General features: G+C 60.1%; 27 protein-coding genes, 1 tRNA gene and 1 riboswitch. Of the genes, 14 read left to right on the top strand and 14 right to left on the bottom strand.

Annotation, left to right across the window (positions count from 1 at the left end; genetic code table 11):
• Window positions 1-8 precede the first annotated feature (8 nt).
• From ACOQFT_RS10350 to rfbC, 3 genes are read right to left on the bottom strand one after another with little or no spacing between them, the layout of a single operon-like run.
• The gene (locus ACOQFT_RS10350; protein WP_421597844.1) at window positions 9-1334 is read right to left on the bottom strand and encodes a protoporphyrinogen/coproporphyrinogen oxidase; all 1326 of its coding nucleotides are present in this window, start codon (window positions 1332-1334) and stop codon (window positions 9-11) included.
• 1 nt (window position 1335) lies between these two features.
• Window positions 1336-2274, bottom strand: a complete 939-nt coding sequence (locus tag ACOQFT_RS10345; protein ID WP_421597843.1) for an NAD-dependent epimerase/dehydratase family protein — start codon at window positions 2272-2274, stop codon at window positions 1336-1338.
• A gap of 34 nt (window positions 2275-2308) precedes the next feature.
• On the bottom strand, window positions 2309-2839 hold the full coding sequence (gene rfbC / locus ACOQFT_RS10340) for a dTDP-4-dehydrorhamnose 3,5-epimerase (RefSeq protein WP_421597842.1): 531 nt from the start codon (window positions 2837-2839) through the stop codon (window positions 2309-2311).
• Between the two features lie 287 nt (window positions 2840-3126).
• Here rfbC and ACOQFT_RS10335 point away from each other — a divergent pair, with 287 nt between their 5' ends.
• Window positions 3127-4278, top strand: coding sequence for a glycosyltransferase family protein (locus ACOQFT_RS10335; RefSeq protein WP_421597841.1), 1152 nt, complete (start codon window positions 3127-3129; stop codon window positions 4276-4278).
• A 16-nt stretch (window positions 4279-4294) separates the two neighbouring features.
• Here ACOQFT_RS10335 and ACOQFT_RS10330 read toward each other — a convergent pair whose 3' ends face one another.
• The 3 genes from ACOQFT_RS10330 to ACOQFT_RS10320 all read right to left on the bottom strand — a co-directional run bounded on the left by ACOQFT_RS10330 (window position 4295) and on the right by ACOQFT_RS10320 (window position 7093).
• Window positions 4295-4747: a hypothetical protein gene (locus ACOQFT_RS10330; RefSeq protein ID WP_421597840.1), complete on the bottom strand. Its 453-nt coding sequence runs from the start codon at window positions 4745-4747 to the stop codon at window positions 4295-4297.
• Window positions 4747-6159, bottom strand: coding sequence for a GMC oxidoreductase (locus tag ACOQFT_RS10325; RefSeq protein WP_421597839.1), 1413 nt, complete (start codon window positions 6157-6159; stop codon window positions 4747-4749). Before ACOQFT_RS10325 ends, ACOQFT_RS10330 begins: the two co-directional genes overlap by 1 nt.
• A gap of 169 nt (window positions 6160-6328) precedes the next feature.
• Entirely contained in the window at window positions 6329-7093 is a 765-nt protein-coding gene (locus ACOQFT_RS10320) for a DUF3299 domain-containing protein (RefSeq protein ID WP_421597838.1), read from the bottom strand.
• Window positions 7094-7237: 144 nt separating this feature from the next.
• Window positions 7238-7435, top strand: a riboswitch (cobalamin riboswitch).
• A 102-nt stretch (window positions 7436-7537) separates the two neighbouring features.
• Between ACOQFT_RS10320 and ACOQFT_RS10315 the strand changes: the two genes are divergently transcribed.
• From ACOQFT_RS10315 to ACOQFT_RS10300, 4 genes are read left to right on the top strand one after another with little or no spacing between them, the layout of a single operon-like run.
• Complete coding sequence (locus ACOQFT_RS10315; protein ID WP_421597837.1) at window positions 7538-7894, top strand: DUF1636 family protein; 357 nt, start codon at window positions 7538-7540, stop codon at window positions 7892-7894.
• Window positions 7891-8676, top strand: coding sequence for an ABC transporter ATP-binding protein (locus ACOQFT_RS10310; RefSeq protein WP_421597836.1), 786 nt, complete (start codon window positions 7891-7893; stop codon window positions 8674-8676). The genes ACOQFT_RS10315 and ACOQFT_RS10310 overlap by 4 nt, the downstream gene beginning before the upstream one ends.
• A 19-nt stretch (window positions 8677-8695) precedes the next feature.
• Window positions 8696-9643, top strand: a complete 948-nt coding sequence (locus ACOQFT_RS10305; protein WP_421597835.1) for an ABC transporter substrate-binding protein — start codon at window positions 8696-8698, stop codon at window positions 9641-9643.
• A 28-nt stretch (window positions 9644-9671) separates the two neighbouring features.
• Complete coding sequence (locus ACOQFT_RS10300) at window positions 9672-10658, top strand: FecCD family ABC transporter permease (RefSeq protein WP_421597834.1); 987 nt, start codon at window positions 9672-9674, stop codon at window positions 10656-10658.
• Here the strand turns inward: ACOQFT_RS10300 and ACOQFT_RS10295 are convergent.
• Both ACOQFT_RS10295 and ACOQFT_RS10290 read right to left on the bottom strand, forming a co-directional pair.
• Window positions 10633-11241, bottom strand: a complete 609-nt coding sequence (locus ACOQFT_RS10295; RefSeq protein ID WP_421597833.1) for a UbiX family flavin prenyltransferase — start codon at window positions 11239-11241, stop codon at window positions 10633-10635. The two genes, ACOQFT_RS10300 and ACOQFT_RS10295, sit on opposite strands and share 26 nt — an antisense overlap.
• Window positions 11238-12746, bottom strand: a complete 1509-nt coding sequence (locus tag ACOQFT_RS10290) for a UbiD family decarboxylase (RefSeq protein ID WP_421597832.1) — start codon at window positions 12744-12746, stop codon at window positions 11238-11240. The genes ACOQFT_RS10295 and ACOQFT_RS10290 overlap by 4 nt, the downstream gene beginning before the upstream one ends.
• A gap of 139 nt (window positions 12747-12885) precedes the next feature.
• Here ACOQFT_RS10290 and ubiT point away from each other — a divergent pair, with 139 nt between their 5' ends.
• The 5 genes from ubiT (at window position 12886) to ACOQFT_RS10265 (ending at window position 17191) form a co-directional block, all read left to right on the top strand.
• The gene (gene ubiT, locus ACOQFT_RS10285; protein ID WP_421597831.1) at window positions 12886-13428 is read left to right on the top strand and encodes a ubiquinone anaerobic biosynthesis accessory factor UbiT; all 543 of its coding nucleotides are present in this window, start codon (window positions 12886-12888) and stop codon (window positions 13426-13428) included.
• Window positions 13428-14405, top strand: a complete 978-nt coding sequence (gene ubiU / locus ACOQFT_RS10280) for a ubiquinone anaerobic biosynthesis protein UbiU (RefSeq protein WP_421598024.1) — start codon at window positions 13428-13430, stop codon at window positions 14403-14405. Before ubiT ends, ubiU begins: the two co-directional genes overlap by 1 nt.
• Before the next feature lie 3 nt (window positions 14406-14408).
• Complete coding sequence (gene ubiV / locus ACOQFT_RS10275) at window positions 14409-15320, top strand: ubiquinone anaerobic biosynthesis protein UbiV (protein WP_421597830.1); 912 nt, start codon at window positions 14409-14411, stop codon at window positions 15318-15320.
• Window positions 15317-16543 carry an NnrS family protein gene (locus ACOQFT_RS10270; protein ID WP_421597829.1) on the top strand — a complete coding sequence of 409 codons (1227 nt, stop codon included), beginning with the start codon at window positions 15317-15319 and terminating at the stop codon, window positions 16541-16543. Before ubiV ends, ACOQFT_RS10270 begins: the two co-directional genes overlap by 4 nt.
• A gap of 315 nt (window positions 16544-16858) precedes the next feature.
• Window positions 16859-17191, top strand: a complete 333-nt coding sequence (locus ACOQFT_RS10265; RefSeq protein WP_421597828.1) for an RNA 2'-phosphotransferase — start codon at window positions 16859-16861, stop codon at window positions 17189-17191.
• Between the two features lie 604 nt (window positions 17192-17795).
• Here ACOQFT_RS10265 and ACOQFT_RS10260 read toward each other — a convergent pair.
• Both ACOQFT_RS10260 and ACOQFT_RS10255 read right to left on the bottom strand, forming a co-directional pair.
• Window positions 17796-18116, bottom strand: coding sequence for a hypothetical protein (locus tag ACOQFT_RS10260; protein WP_421597827.1), 321 nt, complete (start codon window positions 18114-18116; stop codon window positions 17796-17798).
• Window positions 18109-18666 carry a hypothetical protein gene (locus tag ACOQFT_RS10255; protein ID WP_421597826.1) on the bottom strand — a complete coding sequence of 186 codons (558 nt, stop codon included), beginning with the start codon at window positions 18664-18666 and terminating at the stop codon, window positions 18109-18111. Before ACOQFT_RS10255 ends, ACOQFT_RS10260 begins: the two co-directional genes overlap by 8 nt.
• A gap of 120 nt (window positions 18667-18786) precedes the next feature.
• Between ACOQFT_RS10255 and ACOQFT_RS10250 the strand changes: the two genes are divergently transcribed.
• Complete coding sequence (locus ACOQFT_RS10250) at window positions 18787-19053, top strand: hypothetical protein (RefSeq protein ID WP_421597825.1); 267 nt, start codon at window positions 18787-18789, stop codon at window positions 19051-19053.
• Between the two features lie 321 nt (window positions 19054-19374).
• Here the strand turns inward: ACOQFT_RS10250 and ACOQFT_RS10245 are convergent.
• Window positions 19375-19450, bottom strand: a tRNA-Lys gene (locus ACOQFT_RS10245).
• A gap of 212 nt (window positions 19451-19662) precedes the next feature.
• On the opposite strand from ACOQFT_RS10245, the gene dapF reads away from it, so the two are divergent.
• The gene (dapF, locus tag ACOQFT_RS10240) at window positions 19663-20505 is read left to right on the top strand and encodes a diaminopimelate epimerase (RefSeq protein ID WP_421597824.1); all 843 of its coding nucleotides are present in this window, start codon (window positions 19663-19665) and stop codon (window positions 20503-20505) included.
• Window positions 20502-21758: a tRNA (N(6)-L-threonylcarbamoyladenosine(37)-C(2))-methylthiotransferase MtaB gene (gene mtaB / locus ACOQFT_RS10235; protein ID WP_421597823.1), complete on the top strand. Its 1257-nt coding sequence runs from the start codon at window positions 20502-20504 to the stop codon at window positions 21756-21758. Before dapF ends, mtaB begins: the two co-directional genes overlap by 4 nt.
• Window positions 21759-21956: 198 nt before the next feature.
• On the opposite strand, the gene ACOQFT_RS10230 is transcribed toward mtaB, so the two are convergent.
• Genes ACOQFT_RS10230 through petA form a run of 3 tightly spaced genes read right to left on the bottom strand, consistent with a single transcriptional unit; the run spans window position 21957 to window position 24687 of the window.
• The gene (locus tag ACOQFT_RS10230; protein ID WP_170444405.1) at window positions 21957-22742 is read right to left on the bottom strand and encodes a cytochrome c1; all 786 of its coding nucleotides are present in this window, start codon (window positions 22740-22742) and stop codon (window positions 21957-21959) included.
• Window positions 22743-22759: 17 nt separating this feature from the next.
• The gene (gene petB, locus ACOQFT_RS10225; protein WP_170444408.1) at window positions 22760-24091 is read right to left on the bottom strand and encodes a cytochrome b; all 1332 of its coding nucleotides are present in this window, start codon (window positions 24089-24091) and stop codon (window positions 22760-22762) included.
• Between the two features lie 11 nt (window positions 24092-24102).
• Window positions 24103-24687, bottom strand: a complete 585-nt coding sequence (gene petA, locus ACOQFT_RS10220) for a ubiquinol-cytochrome c reductase iron-sulfur subunit (RefSeq protein ID WP_170405069.1) — start codon at window positions 24685-24687, stop codon at window positions 24103-24105.
• A gap of 485 nt (window positions 24688-25172) precedes the next feature.
• On the opposite strand from petA, the gene ACOQFT_RS10215 reads away from it, so the two are divergent.
• The gene (locus ACOQFT_RS10215) at window positions 25173-25619 is read left to right on the top strand and encodes a c-type cytochrome (RefSeq protein WP_421597822.1); all 447 of its coding nucleotides are present in this window, start codon (window positions 25173-25175) and stop codon (window positions 25617-25619) included.
• Window positions 25620-25665 lie beyond the last annotated feature (46 nt).

Here is a 25665-nt window from a genome sequence, read left to right as displayed (position 1 = left end):
TCGGGGGCTTAGACAAGCGCGCCGATCTTCTCCAACACGGTCCGGGCGCCGCGCTCGCCGGATTTGAACGCCTCGTCGGTCCACTGGTATCCCCATTCGCCAAAGCGGCCGACATAGTGGATGCCGACCTGATCCAGCCACGCATGCACGATGGGCAGCGCCTCTTCCCGGTCGAGGTCAAAGATGATGTTGGCGTGGGTGATCAGCCGCGCATCGGTGTGCAGGATTTTCTCATCCTTCTCGATCAGCCCGATTTTCACCAGATCGTCGATCACCGGCTGGATCAGATCCTCCGGAGACACATCCAGCGGGCGGTATTTATGCGAGTAATAGCACTCGGCCTGGATCGACCCGCAGCCCGGCGGGCAGGTCTTGGTCGACATCTTGTGCGGAAAGCTGAGGCGGGTAAAAACGATGTCCTCGTCATAGATATAGGTCCAGGTCGCCGGGGTGAAATCATCGCGTGCAAGGCCAAGGTTCACCGTGACACAGGTGGTGCAGGCCAGCTTGGCCGCCGCGTCGCGCACGTGGTCCGGCGCGCCTTTGACCATCGGGATCAGGTCGGGCAGCGGGATCGAGGAGATCAGGTGCTCGTACTGCTCGGTCACACCGTTTTCGAATGTCACCACGCGGGTCTCAGGGTCGATGGCCACCACCTTGTGATCCAGATGCAGATCGGTCTTTTCCAGAAACGGCTTGAGGTATGAGATAAACCCACCCTCGGTCGGATAGCGGAAATCGGTGATGTAATGCACATCCGGCGTTTCCGCGAAAATCGCACCGCGGATCACCTCATCCATCGAGGGTCGGTACAAACGCGGCCCCATCCAGACCGTGCTCATCTGATCCGCATCGACCGTGTGGTATTTCTTGCCGTAGACGGCCGGAAAACGGGTGGCAAAGGTTTCCCCAAAGACCGAGATCAGCCACTCCAGATAATTCGCGGGCTTCTCGACCACCTCCTGTTTCGAGGCTTCGATGAAATCCAGAATGCACTGCGTTTTCAGCTCATCCGGCAGGTTGTGCAGATTGGCCTGCGCCGGGTGTTTGACCCAGGCGCCGTGATAGTAATTGTTCACATAGGCTTGCAGTTTTTCATACGCACCGCCGACATTTTCGGCAAACAGGCCCTGAATGCGCGGGTCTTTTGAAAACGAGATATGCGGCCCGTCATCGAAGATAAACCCGCTGTCATGGGCAAACGTGGCGGTATGGCCGCCGGGAAACGGGTTCTTGTCATACATCCGGCTGGACACGCCGGCCCCATGCAGATGATGGGCGGCGCCCAACCCGGACATGCCGGAACCTAGGATAACAATATTCTGGTCACTCATATCAACGTTCTCTCGCAATTTCGCGGCGCCACCAGGCGATGGTATCCGCAATTCCGGTTTTCAAATCAAACCTCGGGGCCCATCCCAGCTGCTCCTGCAGCCGGGTAATATCGGCCTCGACCAGGGGCGGGTCGCCGGGGCGGGCTTCGCGCGCGCCCAGGCGGATCAGGTCCTCGGCCTTGGTCTGGCGCCCGATCTCGTGGATCAGGTCGGCCAGAGGGATCGCGGTGCCGCTGCCGATATTGACTGGCCCCTGCAAATCACTGAGCAGCAGCGCCACCATGGCCGTGGCCACATCATCGACATGCAGGAAATCGCGTTTCTGCTGGCCATGCGTGCACAGCGCCTCGGTCCGTCGCAGCAAGGACCGGATCACGTCCGCCGCCAACCGCTGCGGGTTTTCGCCCGGGCCATACAGGAAGAACGGTCGCGCCCAGACCCCGGACAGGCCCAGCGCGTTGCACATCGGCCCAAAAGCGGTGAAAAGCGCCGCCTTTGCCGCCCCATACTCGGTGGCCGGGGTCAGCGGCGTGCTGCCCTCGCGCAGCTTTTCCGGCTTGGACCAGTCATATTCCATACACGACCCGCAAAACGTCACCCGTTTGCCGCCCGCATCTGCAAAAGCGAACAACAGGTCGATCGAGTGCTGCACCCAGCGGAAATTCTCCAGCGACCGCTGATTTCCCGGTCCCATATACCAGGCCAGAGACAACAGGTGGCTGGGGCGGTGCAGGTGAATGATCGCCCCCACATCCGAGGCGTTGGTCATATCGACCCGCACCCAATGCACATCGCCATAGATTTTCGGAGGGGGATCACTTCGGTAGGTCGCAATCACCCGATGCCCGTGGCGGGCCAGTTCCCGAACGGTGGCCCGCCCGATAAACCCTCCGGCTCCAGCGACCATTACTGTTGTTTTTTCAGTCTTCGAACTCGTCATGGGAAAGTCGTCTTTCCTTGGAATCGCTGCGGGCTCAGCGCTGGATCAGCGGCCACCCCGCGTCTTTTTCAGAAACAATCATTACAGGTTGCGGCCATTGTATATTCAACGCCGGGTCATCATATCGCAATCCATGCTCGACGCCGGGGGTGTAGAACTCGCTGGCCGAATAAAAGGCCTGCGCCCCATCAGTCAGCGCCAGATAGCCGTGGGCAAACATCTCGGGCACATACAACGCACGCCGGTTCTCGGCCGACAGCTCGATCCCGAAATGCTGCAGATAGGTGGCGCTGTCCGGGCGCATATCCACGATCACGTCATAGATGGCCCCGGTGATGCAGCGCATGAACTTGGCCTCACGCGCCGGAACCTGCTGGTAATGCAAACCGCGCATCGTTCCTTTTCTTTCATTGAATGAAAGGTTTATCTGCGAAATGGCCGGTTTCAGGCCATGTTTTTCAAACTCGTTTGCGCAAAAGGCACGGGCAAAAAAACCGCGACCATCGGAAATCTCGTGCAGATCGACAACATAGGCGCCCGGCAAATGCGTTTCCGTGAAAATCATTAAAAAAACCGCCTTCTGAACCGCAACCAGTTAACCACACCGACCCTCATTTACAAAACGTGCCGTGGCGCAGCCGGTCAAAATCCGCTGCGCCGTTTTCGGCAGCTGAGGGCAATATCGAAAGCTAACCAGACAATTGGCCCAGTTTCCATGATTCTCGGGCTTTTCTGCCGAAATCCCGGTTCATGGGGCCGTTCGCCCAAGCCCGCCTGCGAATAAATTGTTTAAAAAATGATACTCTGCGTGTGTAATGCGAAAATTGTTTAGGGCCGATAAAGGATGAGCATTTGAATCCTGCAGACAGAAACGTCCTGATTTTTTCGCAGCGAAATCTCAATGATAATGTTTCGCGCTGCTCGGGGTTCGAGTTCGAGGACGTCATTGCCGAGATCGAAGACTGTCAGATCGTGGCACCACGCCTGACGAGCAGCGGAAAGATACCGCTCAATCCCAAGCGGTGGCTGTCGCGGCGCAGTGCCCTGTTCCAATATTGGCCGTCCGGGGTGCAGAAGGCCCCCCTGACCCGCAATTATGACCTGTTCTTCTGCAACGCGCAGAAACCGCTGGAGCTGCTGGCGCTGGATGCGGTTCCGAACTGGCGCGAACGCTGCGGACTGGCGGTCTGCGTTTTGGAAGAGGTCTGGACCAGCGGGATCGAGCAGCACCTGCCGCTGATTAAATCTCTTTCAAAATTCGACCTGATCGCCAGCGCCTTTGCCGAATCCTGCGAGGCGCTGCACCGGATCACCGGCAAGCCCGTCATCCACCTGCCGGGCGCGGCCGACATGGTTCGGTTTGCGCCGCAATCGCTGATCGCGGACCGCCCGATTGACATCTATTGCATGGGACGCCGGCGCCCGGAACTGCATGATCGGTTGCTGACCGTTCTGGCCCAGCGGCAGGGGTTTTACCTGTACGACTCGGCCACCAAGCCTCCGACCACGGCGCAGCACAGGGTGCATCGGGACTTGCTGGCCAACCTGATCCAGCATTCCAAGCTGTTCATGGTCGACATTGCCAAGATCGGCCATGACGATCAGAAAAAGGGCAACATTGCCTGGGGACCACGCCATGTCGAGGGCATCGCTGGGGGGGCCATCCAAGTGGGTTATGCGCCCGAGACCGAGGATTATCTGCAGTATTTCGACTGGCCGGACTCCGTGATCCGGCTGCCGCAGGACCCGGACAAGGCCATCGAGCGGATAGTCTCGATCCTGGATGACCCGACCGAACAGGAGCGGATGCGGCGGATCAATTTCGCGAACGCCCTGCAGAAACATGACTGGCTGAACCGCTGGGCGGATATTCTGCAACACCTGAACCTGCCGGAAACCAAGGCAATGGCAGTGCGCAGGCAAAACCTGTCCCGCATGGCCGCAGGGTTGACGGGCGAACACGCCTCGCACCTGAATTCGGTGGAACCAGCCTCAGTACCTTGAGGCCAGTTGCCGGGGCTCACCCGGCGCTTGCAACCGAGTCGTCCGACAACAGCCCGAGATAGGACAGCTGGTTGCCGCAGCTGTTTTCGACCGGATGGAATATCCCGAAATACTCAAGGTCGGCCCCGGTTTCGGCGGACAGTACAACATTGGTCGAAGTCGCGAATTTGACCACGACAGACCGGTCCAGCTTGGCCTTTTTACCCTCGACATAGGGCAGGTTCCCGGCTTTGAGGTTGAAGATCGCATTCGCCACCTGCCCCGACAGACCTTTCTGAATCACGAAGGTCTCATAAGCGTCGCAAAACGCCTGCGCAGCGGGCAGCGCGGCCATGTCCGAGCCATAGACCCGCGCGATGACCCGCCTTGCATGGGCCGCGATCCCGCCCGGTTGCAGGGCAAACCCTACCCCACCCGCAACGGCGGCCAAACATACACCCCCCAGCAATGCGCTTCGTCTGGATATCATCATCGGACCACCTCGGCCGCGCGCAGCGACATTGCGGACAGGGTCAGTGTCGGATTGGCGGGCGAGCAGGTCGGGAACGCCCCCGCCCCCAAGGCAAAGACATTCGGAACCTCGTGCAGGCGCAGATATTCATCCACCACCCCTTCGGCCGGGTCGCTACTGATCCGGTGCGTGCCCTGAATATGGGCCTGACTTGGAAGGAAACCGCCAGCGGTCACGCCGTCCAGCACATCCGGAATGATTCCCGGCAACCCGTCCAACGCGCGCTGCAATCCCCGATAGGCATAGGGGTGGTGCCCGGTCCATTCGATCACCGGTGCATCACCTTCCAACAGCACCCGGTTTTCGGCGATGGGCAGGTCCTCGGCCACAAGGGTCAGGACCAGACGGTTGGTCCACTTGCCCGGCTCTTCGCGGATATTGGGGGGCGAATTCGAGCTTTCGATCAGCACCGCCGCCGCCTCAGACCGGTCGATATCGTGATAGAAATGATAGCCGTGACCGGTTTCCGACGTACCGCCGAAATAGTTCTTTATCGTGGCCGTATCGATCAGGACGGATTGCGAGGGCTCTTCGTGCAGATAGCGCCCCAGCGCTGGTGAGGTGACACCCGACCGCAGCAGGATCGCCGCGTTGAAAAGCGCATTGGCGCCCAGTGCGAATACATTGCCCCGGACCCTGGCTTCTTGCCCGCCCGGCCCAAGCAACACCCCTTGCGTTGCGCGCCCGCCTTCGACAATCACCTCACGAAACTCGGTGTTCAGAACATATCTGGCTTTTGGATGTGCAACCTGTTCAAGACCGTTCAGAATGGTGAATTTCGCATCAACCGGGCAAATGCTGCAAACACCGTTGGCACAGCAGGTTGGCCGCGTACCGCCATTTGCACGCGCAGTCGGAAGCGGAACCCAGGACTTGCTGTGGTTCTGCAGCACAACATCCGCACGGGACCTGGCGTGCTCGGGGTAGGGAAACGGCGTGTTGCGGGGCAGGATATGAGCCGACCCGCCGCCTGCGATCTCCATCAGCGTTTCCGCCCGTTCATAATACGGGGCCAGATCGTCATATCCGAACGGCCAGTCCATTCCGACGCCGAACCGGGACTGCAGCCGAAAGTCATCGGGATGAAATCGCGGAGTGTCGCCCCACCAGAAATTCGAGTTTCCGCCAAAAACAACGAAGCTGAGCCAGTCTTTCCGTAAACCGGACGAGTTGCGCTGGGTGATGTCGACTCCGGTGCGCCAGCCATCGCGAAGCTGCGCCTCATGCGGGCGGAATCCGCCTTTTTCGACGACGAGAATATCCAGATCCTGCGGCAGGGCGTGCGCAAAAAACATTGATGCAAAGCTGCTGCCAACAAGCACCACATCCCATTCCCGGGACGCAACCTCTGCTAGGTCAATGCGTTTCATCTATTCACCCGGGCCTCTGAAGAGGCTCAAACCAACGTCACTGATACACTTAAATAGGATGATATAGGGTACCCCGAGACAGGGGTTTGTCAAATCACCAAAGACGACTGGTTTGGTTCTGGAAACAATCTGCAGGACTTTGCGGGTTTTATCCGATCCGGTGGCCCCGTCACTCGGGCAGGTTCGCCCCGCCGGTCTTGCGGTTGCCCGCCGCGCGAATGCGATCGGCAATGCTTTGCGTCCACTCCAGCCGCTCGCCCTGTGTTTCCAGGGTTTCGACACTATCGGCGTCCAGCCGGAACGTCGCCCGCATGGGCAAAAACCCGTCGACCACCATCATGTTCTGCTCTGACGGATCAATGGTCAGCCTTCCGGTCAGCCGGACGGGTTCGTGGACATAGCTGGGCGCCCAGTCACCGTTCAGCCGCACCCGGATCATCTGATTGGGCGGCGGGGGCGGCATGTGGCTGCACATCCCGCGCCGGGGCACCAGATAAACTATGGCATTGCCGTCCGCATCGGGCGGCGCGGGAATGGCGAACCCTGCCAGCGTCACAGTCTGACCGTCGAATTCGGGGTTTCCTGCAGTCCCGGCCCACTCTCGGTTCTGGGCCACGACATACCGCTGGTCCAGCAGCCAGTCGATATCAATGCCATCGGCGGCCAGGGCGTCCTCGGTCTCGAACAGAAGCTCCTGCCATTTCAGCCGTTCTTCGGGGCTGCCCGCATCCTGATGCAGCCTGCTGCGCAGGCGTACGGTAAACAGCACATCGTCGAACTGTTCCGGGCTGAGGTCGCGATACGGGTCGTCGAAGACCTGAACCGACGGGTCCGGCAGATCGGACCAGTCCAGCGCAGCCCCCGGAGCCGCCAGCACGGGCGGACCGCACGAGGCCAACACCAGAATCGTCGCAAGGGGAAGCCAATATCGCATGACCTGACTCTATCGCCCTGCCGGGATCATTCCAGTGGGTTTTTGCAGATGTCGTTCTTTACAGAACCCGCTGTCATTGCAGGTCTGCACCGGCAAACAAACGTAGAGGATGTAACTTTATGATTGACGCACCGGGCCATCTCGGGCAGTCAATCTGGTGATGGTTCCCCCAAAAGGGGTGAAAAGGGAATACGGTGCGGCCCTGTCGATTGGCCAACTCCGTGACTGCCCCCGCAACTGTAAGCGGTGAGCAACGCCATACACCCACTGGCCTCCGGGTCGGGAAGGATGGCCAAGCAACGACCCGCAAGTCAGGAGACCTGCCATCATATGTTCAACCAACCCGGGGCGGGGCGTCCTGGAAGGAGGCTATGATGACACGTCTGACACGTGTTCCTATGATTGGCACCTTCTCTGCGCGTTTGAAAACGAGCGGAGTGGGCAATGTCGAAAACACCTGATCACTTCATTCTGATCTGCGAGACCTGCAAAGGACCGGAGAATGCGGATGCTTTGCGCAACGCGCTGGCGGGCAGTCTGCCTGCGGACTTCGCGGTTCGAACCGTCGCGTGCATGGCGGGCTGCGAACGGCCGACAACCGTTGGATTTCAGGCCGTTGGCAAAGCCCAATACCTGTTCGGTGATATCCGGACCCAACGTGACATCACCGCAGTGGCCGAGTTTGCGCGGCAGTACCGCCACAGCGCGGATGGTTGGACCAATGCCTCTGACCGGCCGCAGCCGCTGTTCACCAAAACCCTGTCCCGGATGCCCCGGCTGAACGTAGAGGAACACTCATGACAGACCCCGCGTTTCTGGTCGCGCGTGACCTGGAATATTATGCGCTGAACGGCGATATTCTGCTGCAGGGTGCATCGTTTGAACTGGGTAAAGGCGCGATCCTGGCCATTGCCGGGCCGAACGGGGCCGGGAAAACGACACTTCTGAACCTTCTTAGTGGCGCCGCCGAGATGGTTCTGGGCGATGTTCTGGTCGACGGGCGCAGCCTGAAACAGATGCCCGCATCAGAGCGCGCGCGCATGATCGCCGTGGTCAGCCAGCAAGAGTTTCCGGACGGTCGGCTCCTGCTGCGCGACTATGTTGCGCTGGGTCAGATCCCGATCCGGTCCGACCGGTCCGCCGAAGACCACGCGGCCGAGCTTGACCGGATATTGGACCTGACCGGGCTGGGCGCTCTGGCCGGCAAGCGGATGGCGCTGCTGTCCGGCGGCGAACGTCAGCGGGCACATATTGCGCGCGCCCTGGCGCAGAACCCGTCGCTTTTGTTTCTGGATGAGCCCACCAATCATCTGGACCCTGACGCCAAGGGTCGGATGCTGTCGCTGGTGGCCGAACTGGGCATCACCGTGGTCATGATCGTGCACGATCTGGTCATGATCCCCGAATTCGCCACCCATGTGGCCCTGATGAAATCCACCCGCCTGACCAGCTTTGGCCCCGTAGCCGAGGTTCTGACGCCCGCACATGTGCGCGACACGTTCGGCGTCGACTACCTGTGTTTCCAGCACGAAGGCCGGGTGATCCCGGCGCTGGATATCCGAAGAACACCCGTTTCAAACTAAAGCAAGGAAACTCCCCCCAATGAAACACATCTGGTCTGCGGCCCTGATCACCGCCCTCGCAGGCGGCGCGTCTGCAGGTGAAGTAACCGTTGATAACTGCGGCGAGCCATTGGTTTTCGAGACTCAGCCCGAGCGGCTGGTCGTGCACGACATGAACATGACCGACATGGCCTTTGCGCTGGGCCTTCAGGACAAGATCGTGGGCCTGACCGGCATCACCGGCTGGTACAAGACCAGCCCCGAATTCGACACGCTGCGCGGCGACATCCCCGAGCTTGCGCCGAAATACCCGACCGTTGAAAACCTCGTCGCGGTTGAGCCGGACCTGTTCTTTGCCGGTTGGTATTACGGGATGAAACCCGGCGGCGACGTGACGCCAGACACGCTGGAGCCTTTTGGCATCAAGACCATGATCCTGACCGAAAGCTGCGTGCATCTGGACAAGGATCGCCCCGAAGCCAGCATGGACCTGTTGTTCGACGACGTGCTGCGTCTGGGCAAGGTCATGCATGTTGACGACAAGGCCGAAGAACTGGTCGGCGGCTGGAAAGAAGAGCTGGCAGCGATCGAAGCGCAGACTGTCGATCTGCCGAAACCGCGTGTCTTCCTGCTGGATGGCCCGGCGGATGCGCCCTTCACTGCGGGCAAATTCGCCATCCCCGATGCGATGATCGCGGCGGCTGGTGGCGAGAACGTCACCCATGACATGGACACCAGCTGGGGCCGCACCTCGTGGGAGGCCATTGCCGCCGCAAACCCGGAATTCCTGGTGCTGCTGGATTACCAGACCGGAAATGGCGCAGCGGATACGTTCAAGTTCCTGCAGGACCATCCGGTGATGTCGCAAATCGACGCGGTCAAGAACGAGCGCTGGATCGGCCTGCGCTACGAGGAACTGACCCCCGGACCGGCAAATATCGAGGCGATCTCGAAAATGGCCCAAGCCATGCATCCGGGCCTCAACTGATATGGGCCGATTGGGCCTTGAGCTAATCTTGGGGGCGGTCATTCTGGCCGCCCTCTTGCTGATTTCGACCGTCTACGGCACCACGCCCATCCCCGCGCGGGATGCGTTTGACGCCGTCTTGCTGGGCACCGGCCTGACGGACGGAGACATGTCCCCCCTGCACCGGATCGTGTTCGACCTGCGCCTGCCCCGCGCCCTGTTCGCGGCCGTCATTGGCGCCGGGCTGGGCATTGTTGGCGTGGTTCTGCAAACCACGACGCGCAACGATCTGGCCGACCCGTTCCTGTTTGGCCTGTCCTCGGGCGCAGCCGCCGGAGCCGTGTTCGTCATCACCGTGACCGGCGATGTTCTGGGCTTCTGGACCCTGCCGCTGGCGGCGTTTTGCGGCGGCCTCGTGGCCTCGGGCATCGTGCTGGCGCTGGTGCACGGGCTGCGGACAAGCGCGCCGGAAAAGCTGATCCTGGCCGGTCTGGCGGTTTCCTTTCTGTTCTCGGCCATCACCAATTACCTGATCTTCGCCGGTGACAGCCGCGCCGCGCATTCGGTGATCTTCTGGATGCTGGGCGGTCTGGGTCTGGCGCGATGGGAGACATTCCCCCTAGTTTGCGCCGGGTTGCTGCTGATCCTGTCCTATTCGCTCTATCGCAGCCGCTGGCTGGACGCGCTGCTGACCGGAGACCTGACCGCCGCAACGTTGGGCGTGCCCGTTCAGGGGCTACGGTTCAGCATGTTCTTTGCCGCGGCCCTTGCCACCGCCGTTTTTGTCTCGGTCGCGGGGGTGATCGGCTTTGTCGGCCTGATGGTGCCGCATATCGCGCGCGGTATCGCCGGACCGCTGCACAACCGGCTTCTGCCCACGGCCGCAATTGTCGGCGCGGCCTTGCTGACGGGTTCGGACATCCTCAGCAGGTTGCTTCTGGCACCACAGGAATTGCCGGTAGGGATCGTGACGACCTCGATCGGTTCGGTGTTTGTGTTTCTGCTGCTATTCAGAACCGCGCGGGCACGGCATTAGAGCCAGACATCACCCCCTCTTCGGCCCATTGTCTTGCCACCGGGGCAGAAACCCCCAACAGATCGATCGCGCGACCTGCAATCTGGGTGACGATATCCGACACGCATTGCGGTTTCAGATAGAAGGCCGGAACCGGCGGCAGAACAATCGCACCCATCTCGGTCACGGTCGTCATGTTCCGAAGATGCACCAATGTCAGCGGCGCCTCGCGGGTCAGCAGGACCAGACGCCTGCGTTCCTTGAGTTGAACACTGGCGGCACGGGTCAGCAGGTTGTCATCCAGGCCATGCGCGATGGCCGCCAGGGAACGCATCGAACAGGGGGCAACAATCATCCCGGATACCGGAACCGACCCTGACGCGATACTGGCACCGATATTGTCGATGGAATGGTGGCGGGTGGCCAATCCCCTGAGGGTGTCAAACGCATCGCCCCCACATTCTTCAAGCAGCGTGCGCTGTGCTGCGTCACTGGTGACAAGATCGATCTCAACGCCCAGAGCAGACAACTGCCGGGCCACCGACAGCCCGAGCGCGGCACCCGACGCTCCGGCTACGCCCAGGATTACACGGTGTTGGCTCATGACGTCCCTCCGGCCATCAGGCGCGAAACAAGATTGGCGGCAAACTCCGCGTCCTTGTCTGCCGTTTTCATCACGGTTCCCCAGTCTCGGCTGGTTTCGCTTTCGATCTTGGTCGTGGCGTCGATGCCCATTTTCCCGGACAGCCCCGGCTGCGGAGACGCAAAGTCCAGATAGTCCATCGGCGTGTTCTCCAGCGTCATCACATCGCGCACCGGGTCCATGCGCGTGGCAAGTGCCCAGGCGATGTCATCCCAGTTCGCGGGGTCGATATCGTCATCCACCACCACAATCATCTTGGTATAGCTGAATTGCGGCAGCATCCCCCACAGCGCCATCATCACCCGGCGCGCCTGACCGGGATAGCGTTTGTCGATGCTGACAACGGCCATGCGATACGAACACGCGGCGGGCGGCAGCCACAGATCACGAACCTCGGGGATCTGGGCGCGAATGGTCGGCAGCGCGAGGCGGTTGAAAACCTCGCCAATGATCGCGGGCTCATCCGGTGGACGTCCGGTATAAGTGGACAGGTACAGCGGGTCCTGCCGGTGGGTCACGGCCGTGACCTGCATGACCGGGAAAGGCTCGGCCCGGTTGTAGTATCCGGTGTGGTCTCCGAACGGCCCCTCGGGCGCGGTTTCCGTGGGGGAAACCCAACCTTCCAGGATAATCTCGGCCTCGGCCGGAACCATCAGCGGCACGGATTTGGCAGCCACCATGCGAGGGCGCACCCCGTTGAGCGCACCTGCAAAGGTCATTTCAGACACGGTCTCGGGCAAAGGCAGCGCGGCGGACAGCAGCGTCGCCGGGTCTGCCCCCAGAACAATGGCGACCGGGGTCTTTTCCCCGTTTTTCGCCCAGCTCCGGTGATGGGCCGCGCCACCACGATGAGGCAGCCATCGCATGATCAGCCTGTCCCGGTCCAACACCTGCGCCCGGTAGATGCCCGCATTGTAGGACGTGACATTGCCCGCGTCGGACCCGTGCGGTCGGGTGATGACCACCGGCCAGGTCACAAGCGGCGCCGCATCACCCGGCCAATGGGTCTGCACCGGAATTGACGCCAGATCGATATCCGCCCCGTCCAGAACAACCTGCTGGCTGGATGCGGACTTGGTGATCTTGGGTCGCGTGGCCAAGGCGGCCTTCAACATCGGCCAACGCGAAAGGGCATCCCGCAACCCGTCCGGAGGTGTCGGGGTTTTGAGCGCGGCAAGAAACGCGCCCATCTCGTCCAATTCCTCCGGTCTGATACCAAGCCCGGCGCACACGCGTTCAGTTGTCCCGAACAGGTTCGTGACAACCGGCATTTTCGAAGGGATACCACCGTCCAACACCGGAAAATCGAACCGCACCACCGGGCCAGCCCGTTCCAGCACGTTGCGGTGAACTGCTGTCATCTGGCGGCGGACCGAGACGGGCTCGGAAACTGTCAGCAACTGATTGGTGTCCCCACACCAGTCAAGGAAACTGCGCAAGCTGGGGAAAGAGGGCAACGATCGCACGGGAGATCCTGTTCAAGTAAGCCCGGCCTGCCTATCAGCGAAATTCCACAGCGAAATTGACCATCGTCAAACTGCGACCGCGTGCAACCCCTTATGAGTTCCGGCAGAAGACATGTCGACCGTGCCAAAGGAGCCCTGCTTGTCCCAATCGCCCGCTATGATTCCGCGCTTACCGCAGGTGGTCACCCTTCCGTTGCGCATTTTGCCATATGCCCCTTTGTCGGCCATCCTGTCCGCTTTTTCCCGCAAGATTGCCCAAAAACACCCCGGCATGTTCCGCCGCCTGGGTGAGCATGACCACACACGGTTCATCCTTGATCCGACCGACCTGCCGTTTGTGATCTGCCTTGATCCGAACGGCGGCACCCCGCGTGTGACAGTCACGCGCGGCAGCGCAGAGGGCGCTGCTCGGATCGCCGGGCCGCTGGCTGCCTTATTGGGTCTTGTTCACGGCGCCTATGACGGGGACGCGCTGTTCTTTTCCCGCGATCTGGTGATCGAAGGCGATACCGCCGCAGCGCTGGCCCTGCGCAACGCTGTCGATGATGCTGAACTGGATTTCGCGCAGGAGCTTTCGAACCTGTCCGGCCCTCTGGCGCAGTCCATGCAAAGGGTCCTTGCACTGATCGAGCGAAGAACCGGCGTCAACCTGAGCAGACCTGAAGAGGCAGACCTATGGTAATGGAAATTGTCTGCCCCGCGGGCACCCCCGCAGCCCTGCGTGCGGCTGTCAAAGCGGGCGCACACACGGTTTACTGCGGCTTTGCCGATGAAACCAACGCCCGCAACTTTCCCGGCCTGAACTTCGACCGCACCGAAATGCGTGAGGGCGTGGCCTTTGCCCATCAGCATGGCGCCAAAGTGCTGGTCGCTATCAACACCTTTCCCCGCGCCGGGCACGAGGCCATCTGGCACCGCGCCGTGGCGGATGCGGAAACCTGCGGCGCCGATGCAGTGATTCTGGCCGATGCAGGCCTGCTGGCCCATACCGCGCGCCACCACCCCGGCCTGCGCCGTCACCTGTCGGTACAGGCTGCCGCTGCCAATGCGGATGTCATCAACTATTACGCCGAAACCTTTGGCGTGAAACGAGTGGTGCTGCCGCGCGTGCTGTCGGTGCCGGAAATCGCCGCAATCAACGCCGAAACCGAGGTCGAAACCGAGGTGTTTGTCTTTGGCGGTCTGTGTGTGATGGCCGAGGGCCGCTGTTCGCTGTCGTCTTATGCCACCGGCAAATCGCCCAACATGAACGGCGTCTGCTCTCCGGCCAGCCATGTGGAATACCATGAGGAAAACGGGGTGCTGGATGCGCGGCTGGGCGGCTACATCATTCACCGCGTAAACAAAGGCGAAGCCGCGCCCTATCCGACCCTGTGCAAGGGCTGCTTCAGCGCGGGCGAGAAAACCGGCCACCTGTTCGAAGACCCGGTCAGCCTGAACGCCGAGAAGCTGATCCCACAACTTCAAAAGGCAGGCGTCACCGCGCTCAAGATCGAAGGCCGTCAGCGGTCGCGGTCCTATGTGGCGCAGGTGGTGCGCAACTTCCGCGCCGCCGTGGATGCCTTGGATGCGGGCCGCCCGCTGCCCGAGGGCATGTTGGCCCGTCTGTCCGAGGGTCAGGCCATGACCACCGGCGCCTACAAGAAAACCTGGAGATAAGCCATGGATCTCACTGCTGGGCCGACCCAGTTCTTCTGGTCCAAAACCCGTTGGCTGGAGTTTCATACCTCGCTGGCGGATACCCCCGTTGCCCGCGTTGTTCTGGGCGAGCTGGTCTGTTCCAAACGCCTGCCGTTTTATCAGGAGCATATCGTCGAGGCGATCGACACGCTGCAAAACGCAGGCAAAGAGGTCGCCCTGACCAGCCTGGCGCTGGTCACCCTGAAACGCGAACGCAAGCTGACCGCCGATCTGGTTGACATGGGCCTGCCGGTCGAGGTCAACGATCTCTCGGCCTTACCGCATCTGCCCAAGGGCACGCCGTTCTGGGTTGGTCCGCTGGTCAATGTCTATAACGAAGGCACGCTGACATGGCTTGCCTCGTTGGGCGCCACACGGGTCTGCCTGCCCCCCGAACTGCCATTGGAAAGCGTTGCGGTGCTGGCCAAATCCGCCGCCGATCTTGGCGTAGAGATTGAAGTCTGGGGCCATGGCCGCCTGCCTCTGGCGATCTCGGGGCGTTGCTATCACGCGCGCCTGCATGGCCGCACCAAAGACAATTGTCAGTTTGCCTGCGAAGACGACCCGGACGGGCTGGATGTCAAAACGCTGGAAGGTCAGCCGTTCATGACCATGAACGGCGTGCAGACCCTGTCGGACACCCACGCTGCCGCCGTCTACCAGACCGACACGCTGGCGCGCGCAGGCGTCACCGCTCTGCGCTTATCTCCACAATCACAGGGTTTCCCCGCCATCTGCGCTGCCTATCATGCCCTTCTGCAAGGAGACACCACAGCGGAAACAACAGCGGCAGAACTTCAATCCCTTACGCCGGACGCCCGCTTTTCCGACGGGTTCCTGCAAGGCGCATGTGGCGCGAACTGGTCCGCCGACCGGGCCGTCCCGGCAGAGTGACCACGCAATCATTCTGGTCCGCTCCCTATCGCCCCATGTTCAGCGGCGCGGCGCTTTGGGCGCTGATATGTATCGGGTGGTGGCCTTTGGGCGTACGTCTGGGCCTGCCCGCCCCGGCGTTCGAGCCAATCGTGCTGTGGCATGTGCATGAGCTGCTGTTCGGCTTTGCCGCGCTGGCTGTCGGCGGCTACCTGCTGACCGCGCTGCCCAATTGGGTGGCCAAGCCCCCCGAACAGGGCGCGATCTTAAAGTTCCTGATGGGCTTCTGGGCGTTGGGCCGCCTGACAACGGCCATGGCGGACCGCCTCCCCCTCAGCCTGATCCTGATCTGTAACGGGTTCTATTTCATCGCTTTGTTTGGCCTGCTGATATGGCGCATCGCGACCGCAGGCGCCTATGTCAAAGCTCCGTTTGCCTTCGCAATGCTGGCTCTGGGTCTGGTCGAAGCCACTTATATGGCTCTCGCTAGATCCGGTGATATCGCCGCCAGCCTATCCCTCGCGCGCGCAGTGCTGATCGGCTTTGCCATCCTGATCGCCACCATCGGCGTTCGGGCCGTCCCGGCTTTCACCAACACCTGGCGTCAACACCAAAACCTGCCTGTGCTGGACTTGCGCTACAACGAAGGGCTGCGCATGATCACCATTGCCCTGTTGTGCTGCGGCGCCCTTGCCTTGTTTCTGGACGCTGCTGATTTCGCCAACGCCTCGCTGATCCTCGCCGCCCTTTTCCTGCTTGCCGCGATGCCCCGCTGGCGCAGCTTCAGCACGTGGCGCAACCCGCTGCTCATTGGTTTGCACGCGGCCTTTCTCTGGCTGCCGTTGGGGCTTTTGCTAATGGGGTCACTGTGGTTTTTCCCGGCGGCTTACCCCATGCCGGACGCCCTGCACGTGCTCACCATTGGGGCAATCTCCGGCATGATCATGGCCTTCACCGGCCGCGCCGCATCCCATACGTCAGAGGGTCCGCTGCGCGCGCCGCGCAGCCTGACCTGTGCCTTGGCGTTGCTGTGGTGCGCTATCGCAACCCGTCTTGCCGCGCCTATGACCAACAATCACGAGCTTTTGGAGAACACCGCCGCGCTGTTCTGGTGTGTCAGCTGGATATGTTACCTGATCGCCCTGCGCCCTGCACTTTTGGGACCAGCCGTCCGACCTGTGCTCAGCGGCAGGACTCCCAAGACCCGGAACATGCCGACAAATGGGGCCCGAGGATTAGGATAGCAACTCTGCTGGACCCACAGTGAAAGCAGACCTCTTGTAAAATGTCGAGCCTGCTTCGATCGGCTATCCGGTACTACCAGGCTGGCGTGGCGGACCTTTGAGGTCTCTTTGATAGGCTGGTCCGGTGACGTAGACGAATTCGATTCGTCAGCAATTGCCAGCCTTTTCATTTCGCTGCAGATCGAGCGGAACAAAAGAAAACTTGCCGGAGAAGGAAGCCAAGCCTGCAGTGATGTCTGGAACCACCTACTCAATTCCTAACAGCAAGGCTTCGTGGTAAGAGCCAATCAAGCCAGTATCTAAAGAAACCAATAGATGAGCAGAGAAAGCAAGTTCTTAAGGCTGGTGCTACGGCACAAACCTGAAGAGAACTGTCTTCAGCTTGATCAGCATGGTTGGGTTCGTGTTGATGATCTGTTGCGGAAGCTGAAGAAAGCCAATCGCAAGCTAAGCCGTGACGAACTCATTCAGCTTGTCGAAAACAACGATAAGAAGCGCTTCACTCTGTCCGAGGATGGCTTGTGGATCAGGGCAGCTCAAGGTCACTCAGTCAATGTGGACTTGGGCCCAGAGTCCCGATGTCCACCCGTCGAGCTATACCACGGCACAGCCAGCGCAAATCTGGATGCAATATTCTCAGAGGGTTAAATCCGGGGCGTCGCCACCAAGTTCATCTTTCTTTGGATCCTGCCACAGCCGATCGCGTCGGCCAACGACACGGCAAACCGGTTGTCCTAATCCACGACCAGCCAAGGAACAAACCTTGACAATGATGGCAGCGCCCACTGACAATGAGTTTGTGCAGGTCAGATGCAGCGGTCAGACTGGTCACTGGACATTTCAGCAAGCGCTTTCAACAGCTACGCCTCGTCGTCTTGGGCACCTCTTTCAACACGCTCATCGTGGCAAACGGATAAGTATATCGGCAGGCCTCTTCCCATTCAAACTCTCTACGGCTCTTTGTAGCATGGGCCCAAAACCCGCCAATTGCACCCCCAACAATCATTCCGACTATCGCCTAAGGACCGAGGACCAATATCGGCTAACCCACAAGAAGGCCCCCGACAAACATCCGTGTTTGCACATAATCCGGGTCTAGAATTGGGGGTTCCACCTTTTGTGACGCCAATGCATAGGCGCGCTGTTTGACTTCTTCTGTGGCATTCCACACAAGAGATTTGTCAATGTCTTGATTGTATTTCACTGTTCACCTGTATTCAGATTTCTTTGATAGCGATTGGGTGTATTCCCCTCACTTCTTCAAAGCCCGCAGGATCGCGTTTCGAACCTCCAGTGGGTTGCCATCTTCCATAGTTGCCAAGACGAAGACACCTTGTCCCGCTGACTTGCTGGCCCAAACATCACCAATGGCCTGTTTTTCCCTAGTGTCTTGGGTGATTTGCTCCCCAGCAAGGTGTTTTCCCTTATACTCAACCACCAACGTGCGGCCATCTTTCGGCTTTGCCACGAAGTCAGGGTAAAACTTGTCGGTGCGGGTTGGGAGCCAGAACGAGTTTCGGCGGCGAGCCACATTCCGTGTCCAGTAGTCAATGTCGGCCAGACCATCAATCACCAGCGCACATTTCTCCTCCTCGCCTCCTGCGGCCCCGGTACTTGGGAACGTCAGCGTACATCTCGTCGAAAAACTCAACACCGTGATCGACAGAGACTTCGACACGCGCGCCTTCATCGAAGAGTGTCAGTTGATACACTTTATCGCGCTCGGCTTGACGATACCCGTTGATCTTCGCCTTCAGCTTGCGCGCCAAGATGAACTTGCACCGCATCAACTGCGACAGCGGAATTCCCCGATCCCGATTGAGGTAGGTCACGATGTCGCCAAGCCACGCCAGTAGTTCCACTTGGCTGATCCATTGGTCTCGGACTTTACGGTCCAGCCACTGGACCAGTGCGCTGGGTGTCCAGTCTTCGACATCTATGTTCGAGTTCAACTGCTCTGAGTCATCCCCGGCACTGATCTGCAACCTGTTGCCATCGAGATCAATCTCGAATGTGTTTGCTGTCTCCACCACGTCGAACTCTTGAGGAGTAAGCCGCGCCGGGTAGTCACTTAGAGCCCACTCTTGGTATTCCATCAGCACATCGGTGTCGCCAAAGACCAACTCCTCCTGAACGTGGGCTTGGGGCGGGAACGCTGTCCAAAAAGCCCCTCACCTAGTTCCGGCGTCTCCGCTTCAATGTTCTCTTCAGCCTCACTTTCCTCAAAGCCCATGTCTACGAGCTTGTCGCGCAAGGAATGGGCTGCGTCGGCGAACTGCTTCGACACTAAGAACCAGAAGCTGCTACTTCGCCTTGCCAAAAAGTTCATTGACGAAAATGGCGCTCCACTGAGCGCCCCGACTGACGATGAAACGATCCTTCTGGGCGTGGATAAGGAAGATCTTTTCGCCTATGTGACAATCGAGATGCAGCGCGGCAGTGACAAGGCCACCAATCGGGCTGTGTTGAAAGCATTCCGAGAATTGGTGAAACGGGGATCGTCCCTCTAAGGCGCGTGTGGGCTAACACTACGATGGCAAATTTGAAAAACCATCTTCGCTCGGTTGGATGGCTGGGGAGGTGCATTTGTTAGCGGGACTCCTACAGGCGGGGTGCACCCCCGCCCCCCCCCAGACTGGAAGGTTCTAGTCCGCTTTGAGCATTCCACGGAGGTTCAAACGATTCCGGCTGATACGAGAGAACGCCACAGGCAAAATGATGTTGACCTGTTGCATCAATGTCGTCCGTGAATAGTCCGCAAAAAACCGGACACGCCCATCTGCAAATCAGCAATGCGCACCACGTAATACGTTGTTCTTTATTGAAAAAAGTGGTGAGCCGTGCAGGATTCGAACCTGCGACCCACTGATTAAAAGTCAGTTGCTCTACCAACTGAGCTAACGGCCCACTCTTTTGTCTGGATCTTGTCGATCCGTGGCGCTCTCTAAGGCATTTTCCCGACCGGGTTCAAGTCCTTATTTTGCACCTCGTTTCGCCTTAACCCAACTTGTTTCCGGCGCCCCGATAGGCGGCCTAATTAGGCAGGTGGCGCGGGGGGGTCAACCCCTTTTTTCAGGAATCTTCACCGCAGGGTGGATTCCTTTCCAACGCAGGGTTATATGCGCGCCATGCAACGAATACCGACCTCGGGTTTGCCCTTCATGAAGATGCACGGGCTGGGCAATGACTTTGTCATTGTCGATGCGCGCGCGCAAAGCGTTGAGATTACGCCCGCCTTGGCACGGGGAATCGGGCATCGGCAGTTCGGCGTCGGATTCGACCAGTTGGCGGTGATCGAAAGCGGCGAACCGGATGCGCATCTGGTGTTCTACAATGCCGACGGGTCGACCTCGGCCGCGTGCGGAAATGCCACGCGCTGTATTGCGCGGTTCCTGATGGAGGAAACCGGCAAATCCGAGCTGACCCTGACCACGGAGCGCGGTACCCTGTACGCACGCGATGCGGGTGAAGGGCTGACCTCGGTGAACATGGGGCCGCCGCAGTTGGACTGGCACGAGATTCCACTGGCCGAAGAAGTCGACACGCTGGAACTGCCGATCGAGGGCGGACCAACCGCCACCGGCATGGGCAACCCGCACTGCACCTTCTTTGTCGAGGACGCAGAAGCCATCCCTCTGACAGAATTCGGCGCGCGCTACGAATACCACCCGCTCTACCCTCAGCGCACCAACGTGCAGGTTGCGCAGATTATCGGCCCCGACCACATCCGGATGCGCGTGTGGGAACGGGGCGTGGGCATCACACTGGCTTCGGGGTCGTCTTCCTGCGCAACCGCCGTGTCCGCCGCGCGGCGCGGCCTGACCGGGCGCAAAGTGCAGATCGATCTGGACGGCGGCACCATCTGGATCGACTGGCGCGAGGATGGCGTCTGGATGACTGGGCCCACCTGCCACGTGTTCTCGGGCACGCTGACCCCGGAATTCCTGGGGGCGCTGGGATGAGCGCGCCCAAATTCACCACTCTGGGCTGCCGCCTGAACGCCTATGAGACCGAGGCGATGAAGGAATTGTCGCAACAGGCAGGCCTTACTGATGCGGTTGTGGTCAACACCTGCGCGGTGACGGCCGAGGCGGTACGCAAGGCCCGGCAGGAGATCCGCAAACTGCGTCGGGAAAACCCCGATGCGCGTCTGATCGTGACCGGTTGTGCGGCGCAGACCGAACCCGAAACCTTTGCGCAAATGGAAGAGGTCGATGCCGTTATCGGCAATACCGAGAAGATGCAGCCCGACACCTGGAAAGGCATGGCGGCGGATTTCATCGGCCAGACCGAGGCGGTGCAGGTCGATGACATCATGTCGGTTACTGAGACCGCTGGTCACCTGATCGACGGGTTTGGCACCCGTTCACGCGCCTATGTGCAGGTCCAGAATGGCTGCGATCACCGCTGCACCTTCTGCATCATTCCCTACGGCCGCGGCAACTCGCGCAGCGTCCCTGCGGGCGTGGTGGTGGAACAGATCAAGCGGCTGATTGACCGGGGCTATAACGAGGTTGTTCTGACCGGCGTGGACCTGACCTCATGGGGCGCCGACCTGCCCGCGCAGCCGAAGCTTGGCGACCTGGTCATGCGTATCCTGAAACTGGTGCCGGACCTGCCGCGCCTGCGGATCAGCTCGATCGACTCGATCGAGGTGGATGAGAACCTGATGCAGGCGATTGCGACCGAGCCGCGCCTGATGCCGCATCTGCACCTGTCGCTGCAGCACGGGGATGACCTGATCCTGAAACGGATGAAACGCCGCCACCTGCGCGACGATGCCATCCGATTTACCGAAGAGGCCCGCAAACTGCGCCCCGAGATGACCTTTGGCGCGGATATCATCGCCGGGTTCCCAACCGAAACCGATGCCCATTTCGAGAACTCGCTGAAACTGGTCACCGACTGCGATCTGACCTGGTTGCACGTCTTCCCCTATTCCAAACGCGAAGGCACCCCGGCAGCCCGGATTCCACAGCAGATCAACGGCAATATCATCAAAGCCCGTGCCGCCCGCCTGCGTGCGGCGGGTGAGGCTCAGGTCGCGAAACACCTGACTGACCAGATCGGCAGAACCCATCACATCCTGATGGAAAACCCCCATATGGGCCGCACCGAGCAATTCACCGAGGTTACTTTCACCACCCCCCAGCCTGAAGGCCAGATCGTGACCGCCAAAATCATAAGCGCCACCGCGACTCAGCTCACAACCTGATCCGCACTTCATCTGGCCAAAAATATCCCGGCGGAGTGAGCGGTGAAAAAATCGTCCAGTGGACGATTTCAGCCGCGAACGGGCGGAGCCCCGGAATTGGCTGCAGGCCAAGAAGGGGCTGGCCCCTTCACCCCTCGAAAACAAAAAACCCCCGCAGCCGATGGCGCGGGGGTTCATTCTTTTTAGGAAGATCAGCGCTTAGTGCTTCTTCTTGCCCTTCACAGCAGCCCACAGGCGCTTGTTGACCAGATACAGCAGCACCGACAGCACCGACAGGAAGATCACGCCGACGAAGCCCGAATACTTGCGCTCCATCATCTTCGGCTCGGCTGTCCACATCAGGAAAGCGGCGACATCCTCGGACATGGCCTCGACCGTGGCCGGGTGACCGTCGGTGAACTCGACCTGATCGTCGGACAGCGGCGGTGCCATCGAAATCCAGCCGCCGGGGAAGGCGGTGTTTTCGTACAGGACCGTGCCGGCCTCTTCCTTTTCGTGGCCGGTATAGCCATCCAGCAACGAGGCGATGTATTCCGCACCACCCATGCCTTTGAACAGCTGGTTGATACCCAGACCGTATGGGCCGTGGAACCCGGCGCGGGCCTTGGCCATCAGGCTCAGGTCCGGTGCGCCGACACCGTCATTGGCCGGGAAGTGGTCGGTCGGGATCGCCGGACGGAAATCGTCCAGCTCGGGATCGAACACTTCAAAGTTGCCCGCCGCATAGGCGATGACTTCTTCTTCCGAATAGCCCAGCGCCTCAAGATCGCGCAGAGGCACGTATCTCAGGCCGTGGCAGGCCGCGCAGACCTCGGTATAGATTTGCAGACCGCGCTGCAGCTGGTGTTTGTCCCAGGTTCCGAAGGGCCCCTCGAACGAAAAGTGGAAGTCCTCGATATGCTGCTCGCCGCCACCTGCCGCGAAGGACGCAGCAGGAGCAAGGGCCAGAGCAAACGCGGCACCGATTGCAAGTTTCTTGAACATGTTTCCGGTCCCTCTTCTTACTCGGCCGGCGTGGCGTCGGCGTCAGCCTTGCCATAATGCGCGTTGAAGTCTTCTTCGATGGTCTCGGGCTGTGCCAGAGGTTTCTCGATCACGCCGAGGATCGGCAGGATCACGAAGAAATAGGCGAACCAGTAGGCGGACGCGATCAGCGAGAAAGTCGCATAAGGTTCTTCCGCGGGCATCGCTCCCAGCCACATCAGGGCAAAGAAGTCGATGATCAGCAGGTAGAACCACCATTTGAACATCGGACGGTACTTGCCCGAACGCACGCTGGATGTGTCCAGCCACGGCGCCAGGGCCATGGCCAGGATCGCACCGAACATCGCGATCACACCAAAGAACTTGGCGTCGACGATGCCACCGGTGATGAAGCTGGCGAACTGAACAACCCAGACCTCACCGGTGAAGGCGCGCAGGATCGCGTAGAACGGCAGGAAGTACCATTCGGGAACGATGTGCGCAGGTGTGACCAGCGGGTTGGCTTCGATGTAGTTGTCCGGGTGGCCCAGATAGTTGGGCATGAAGCCGACAACCGCCCAGAATACCACCAGGATCACGGCCAGCGCGAACAGGTCCTTGATCACGAAGTAGGGCCAGAACGGCAGCGTGTCTTTCTCGGCCTCGGCTTTCGAGCCACGGCGCACTTCAACACCCGTGGGGTTGTTGTTGCCGGTGGTGTGGAAGGCCCAGATGTGCACGATTACCAGCGCCGCGATTACGAACGGCAGCAGGTAGTGCAGCGAGAAGAAGCGGTTCAGCGTGGCGTTGTCCACCGCGGGTCCGCCCAGCAGCCAGGTCTGGATCGCGTCACCCACGAACGGGATCGCGCCAAACAGGCCGGTGATCACGGTCGCACCCCAGAAGGACATCTGACCCCAAGGCAGAACGTAGCCCATGAAGGCTGTGCCCATCATCATCAGGTAGATCAACATCCCGATGATCCAGGTGATCTCACGCGGGGCTTTGTACGAGCCGTAGAACAGGCCACGGAAGATGTGAATGTAGACCGCGACAAAGAACAGCGATGCGCCGTTCATGTGCAGGTAGCGCAGCATATAGCCGCCATTCACGTTGCGCATGATGTGCTCGATGCTGGCAAAGGCCAGATCGACATGCGGGGTGTAGTGCATCACCAGAACGATACCGGTGACGATCTGCAGCGCCAGGCAGAACGCCAGGACGATGCCCCAGATCCACCACCAGTTCAGGTTCTTGGGGGTGGGGATCATGATGGTGTCGTAAATCAGGCCGACGATGGGCAGGCGGCTGTTCAGCCACTTCTCGCCGTTTGTCTTCGGCTCGTAATGATCGTGGGGAATTCCGGACATCTGGGTCTCCCTTAGCCGAGCTTGATGGTTGTCGCATCCACCCATTCAACGGGCGGAACGGGCAGGTTTTCAGGCGCGGGGCCTTTGCGGATACGACCGGCAAGGTCATAGTGCGAACCGTGGCAGGGGCAGAACCAGCCGCCGAAATCACCGGCATCGCCCAGAGGTACGCAACCCAGGTGGGTGCAAACGCCCATCTGAACGATCCATGCACCGGGCGCCTCACCCTCAGGAGACGGCATCACGCGGTTGGCGTCGGTCGCAGGGGCATCGGCGGGCAGGTTGAAGTTGCGCGCCAACGGATCAGGCAGCGCGTCTACGCCTTCAGCGTCCTGCTCCTGAGCCTCTTGAATCTCGGCACCGGTACGGTGACGGATGAATACGGGTTTACCCAGCCATTTCACCGTCAGCTGCGTGCCCGGCTCGACACCGCTGACGTCCTGGCGAATCGAGGACAGCGCCTGAACGTCTGCCGATGGGTTCATTTGGTTGATCAGGGGCCATACGGCTGCACCCGTCGCAACGACACCTGCGCCGCCAGCGACGTAGTAGAGGAAATCTCTGCGGGTGCCTTCGTTGTCTTCTGCGTGGGACACGAGGTTTTCTCCGATTCCGGCGCCCGCGATTGCGGGCAAACATGCATCAGCACCGCATCAAAGCGGCGTCTCATCGCGGCTATCTAGCCGGGAGAAATCGGTTCGTCCAGCGGTCATAGGCGCGCACTACGCCGCATCTGGGCATTCATGTCACAACGAAGGGGTTATTTTTCAAGTTTTGGACAGGTTTAAGCGGGGAAATCCGCTGGTCACCGGTCGTCGGGGCCAATGTGATTCGCGTTGGTTGTGCCGCGCCGGGAAAACCCGCGCCGGGCCAGTTTCTATCTTACCGGCGATGCCGGATCTGCAAGATTCTGACCCGGTTTCGCCACGCAATTTTCACCTTTCGGAGAATCCGTGACCTCGAAAAAACTGAGTTGAAAATAAATATTTTATAGCGGCTTATGCGGGATGGTTTTCGATTGCACTTTTAACGGGAATCTACCAAGGCCCGGAGTAAGCCCAACCTCAGCAGGACATTTCCCATGCCAAAGTTCATTCCTATTGCGCTGACCCTCACGCTGACCCTTGCCTCCCAGGCGACGGCCGCCGGTGACCCGGCCAAAGGCGAAAAACTCTATAACCGCTGCTCGTCCTGCCACGCGATCATCAAAGATGGCAAGGTTCTGGTCAAAGGCGGCATTACCGGGCCAAATCTGTACGGTGTGGTGGGCCGCGTCGCCGGAGTCGAAAATGATTACCGCTATGGCAGCGAGCGTCTGCCCATCGGCATGTTCACCGATGACATGATCCGCGCCGGCGAAGAAGGTCTGGTCTGGACCCAGGAAAACATCTCAGCCTATTCGCAGGACCCGATCGGGTTCATTCGGGATTATCTGGATGACGAGACCGCGCGCCCGAACATGAGCATCAAGCTGAAAAAAGGTGCCGACGATATCGCCGCCTATCTCGCCACCTTCAGCGCGCCCTGATCGACCATGCGCTGGCCCTGCAAGTCACGGCCGGCGCAGCTGAAAC

It is taken from the genome of Ruegeria sp. MALMAid1280 (genome assembly GCF_049195285.1).
Lineage (GTDB): Bacteria > Pseudomonadota > Alphaproteobacteria > Rhodobacterales > Rhodobacteraceae > Ruegeria.
The sequence above is the reverse complement of the archived record's forward strand: the minus strand, read 5'-3'. Positions and strand labels throughout refer to the sequence as shown.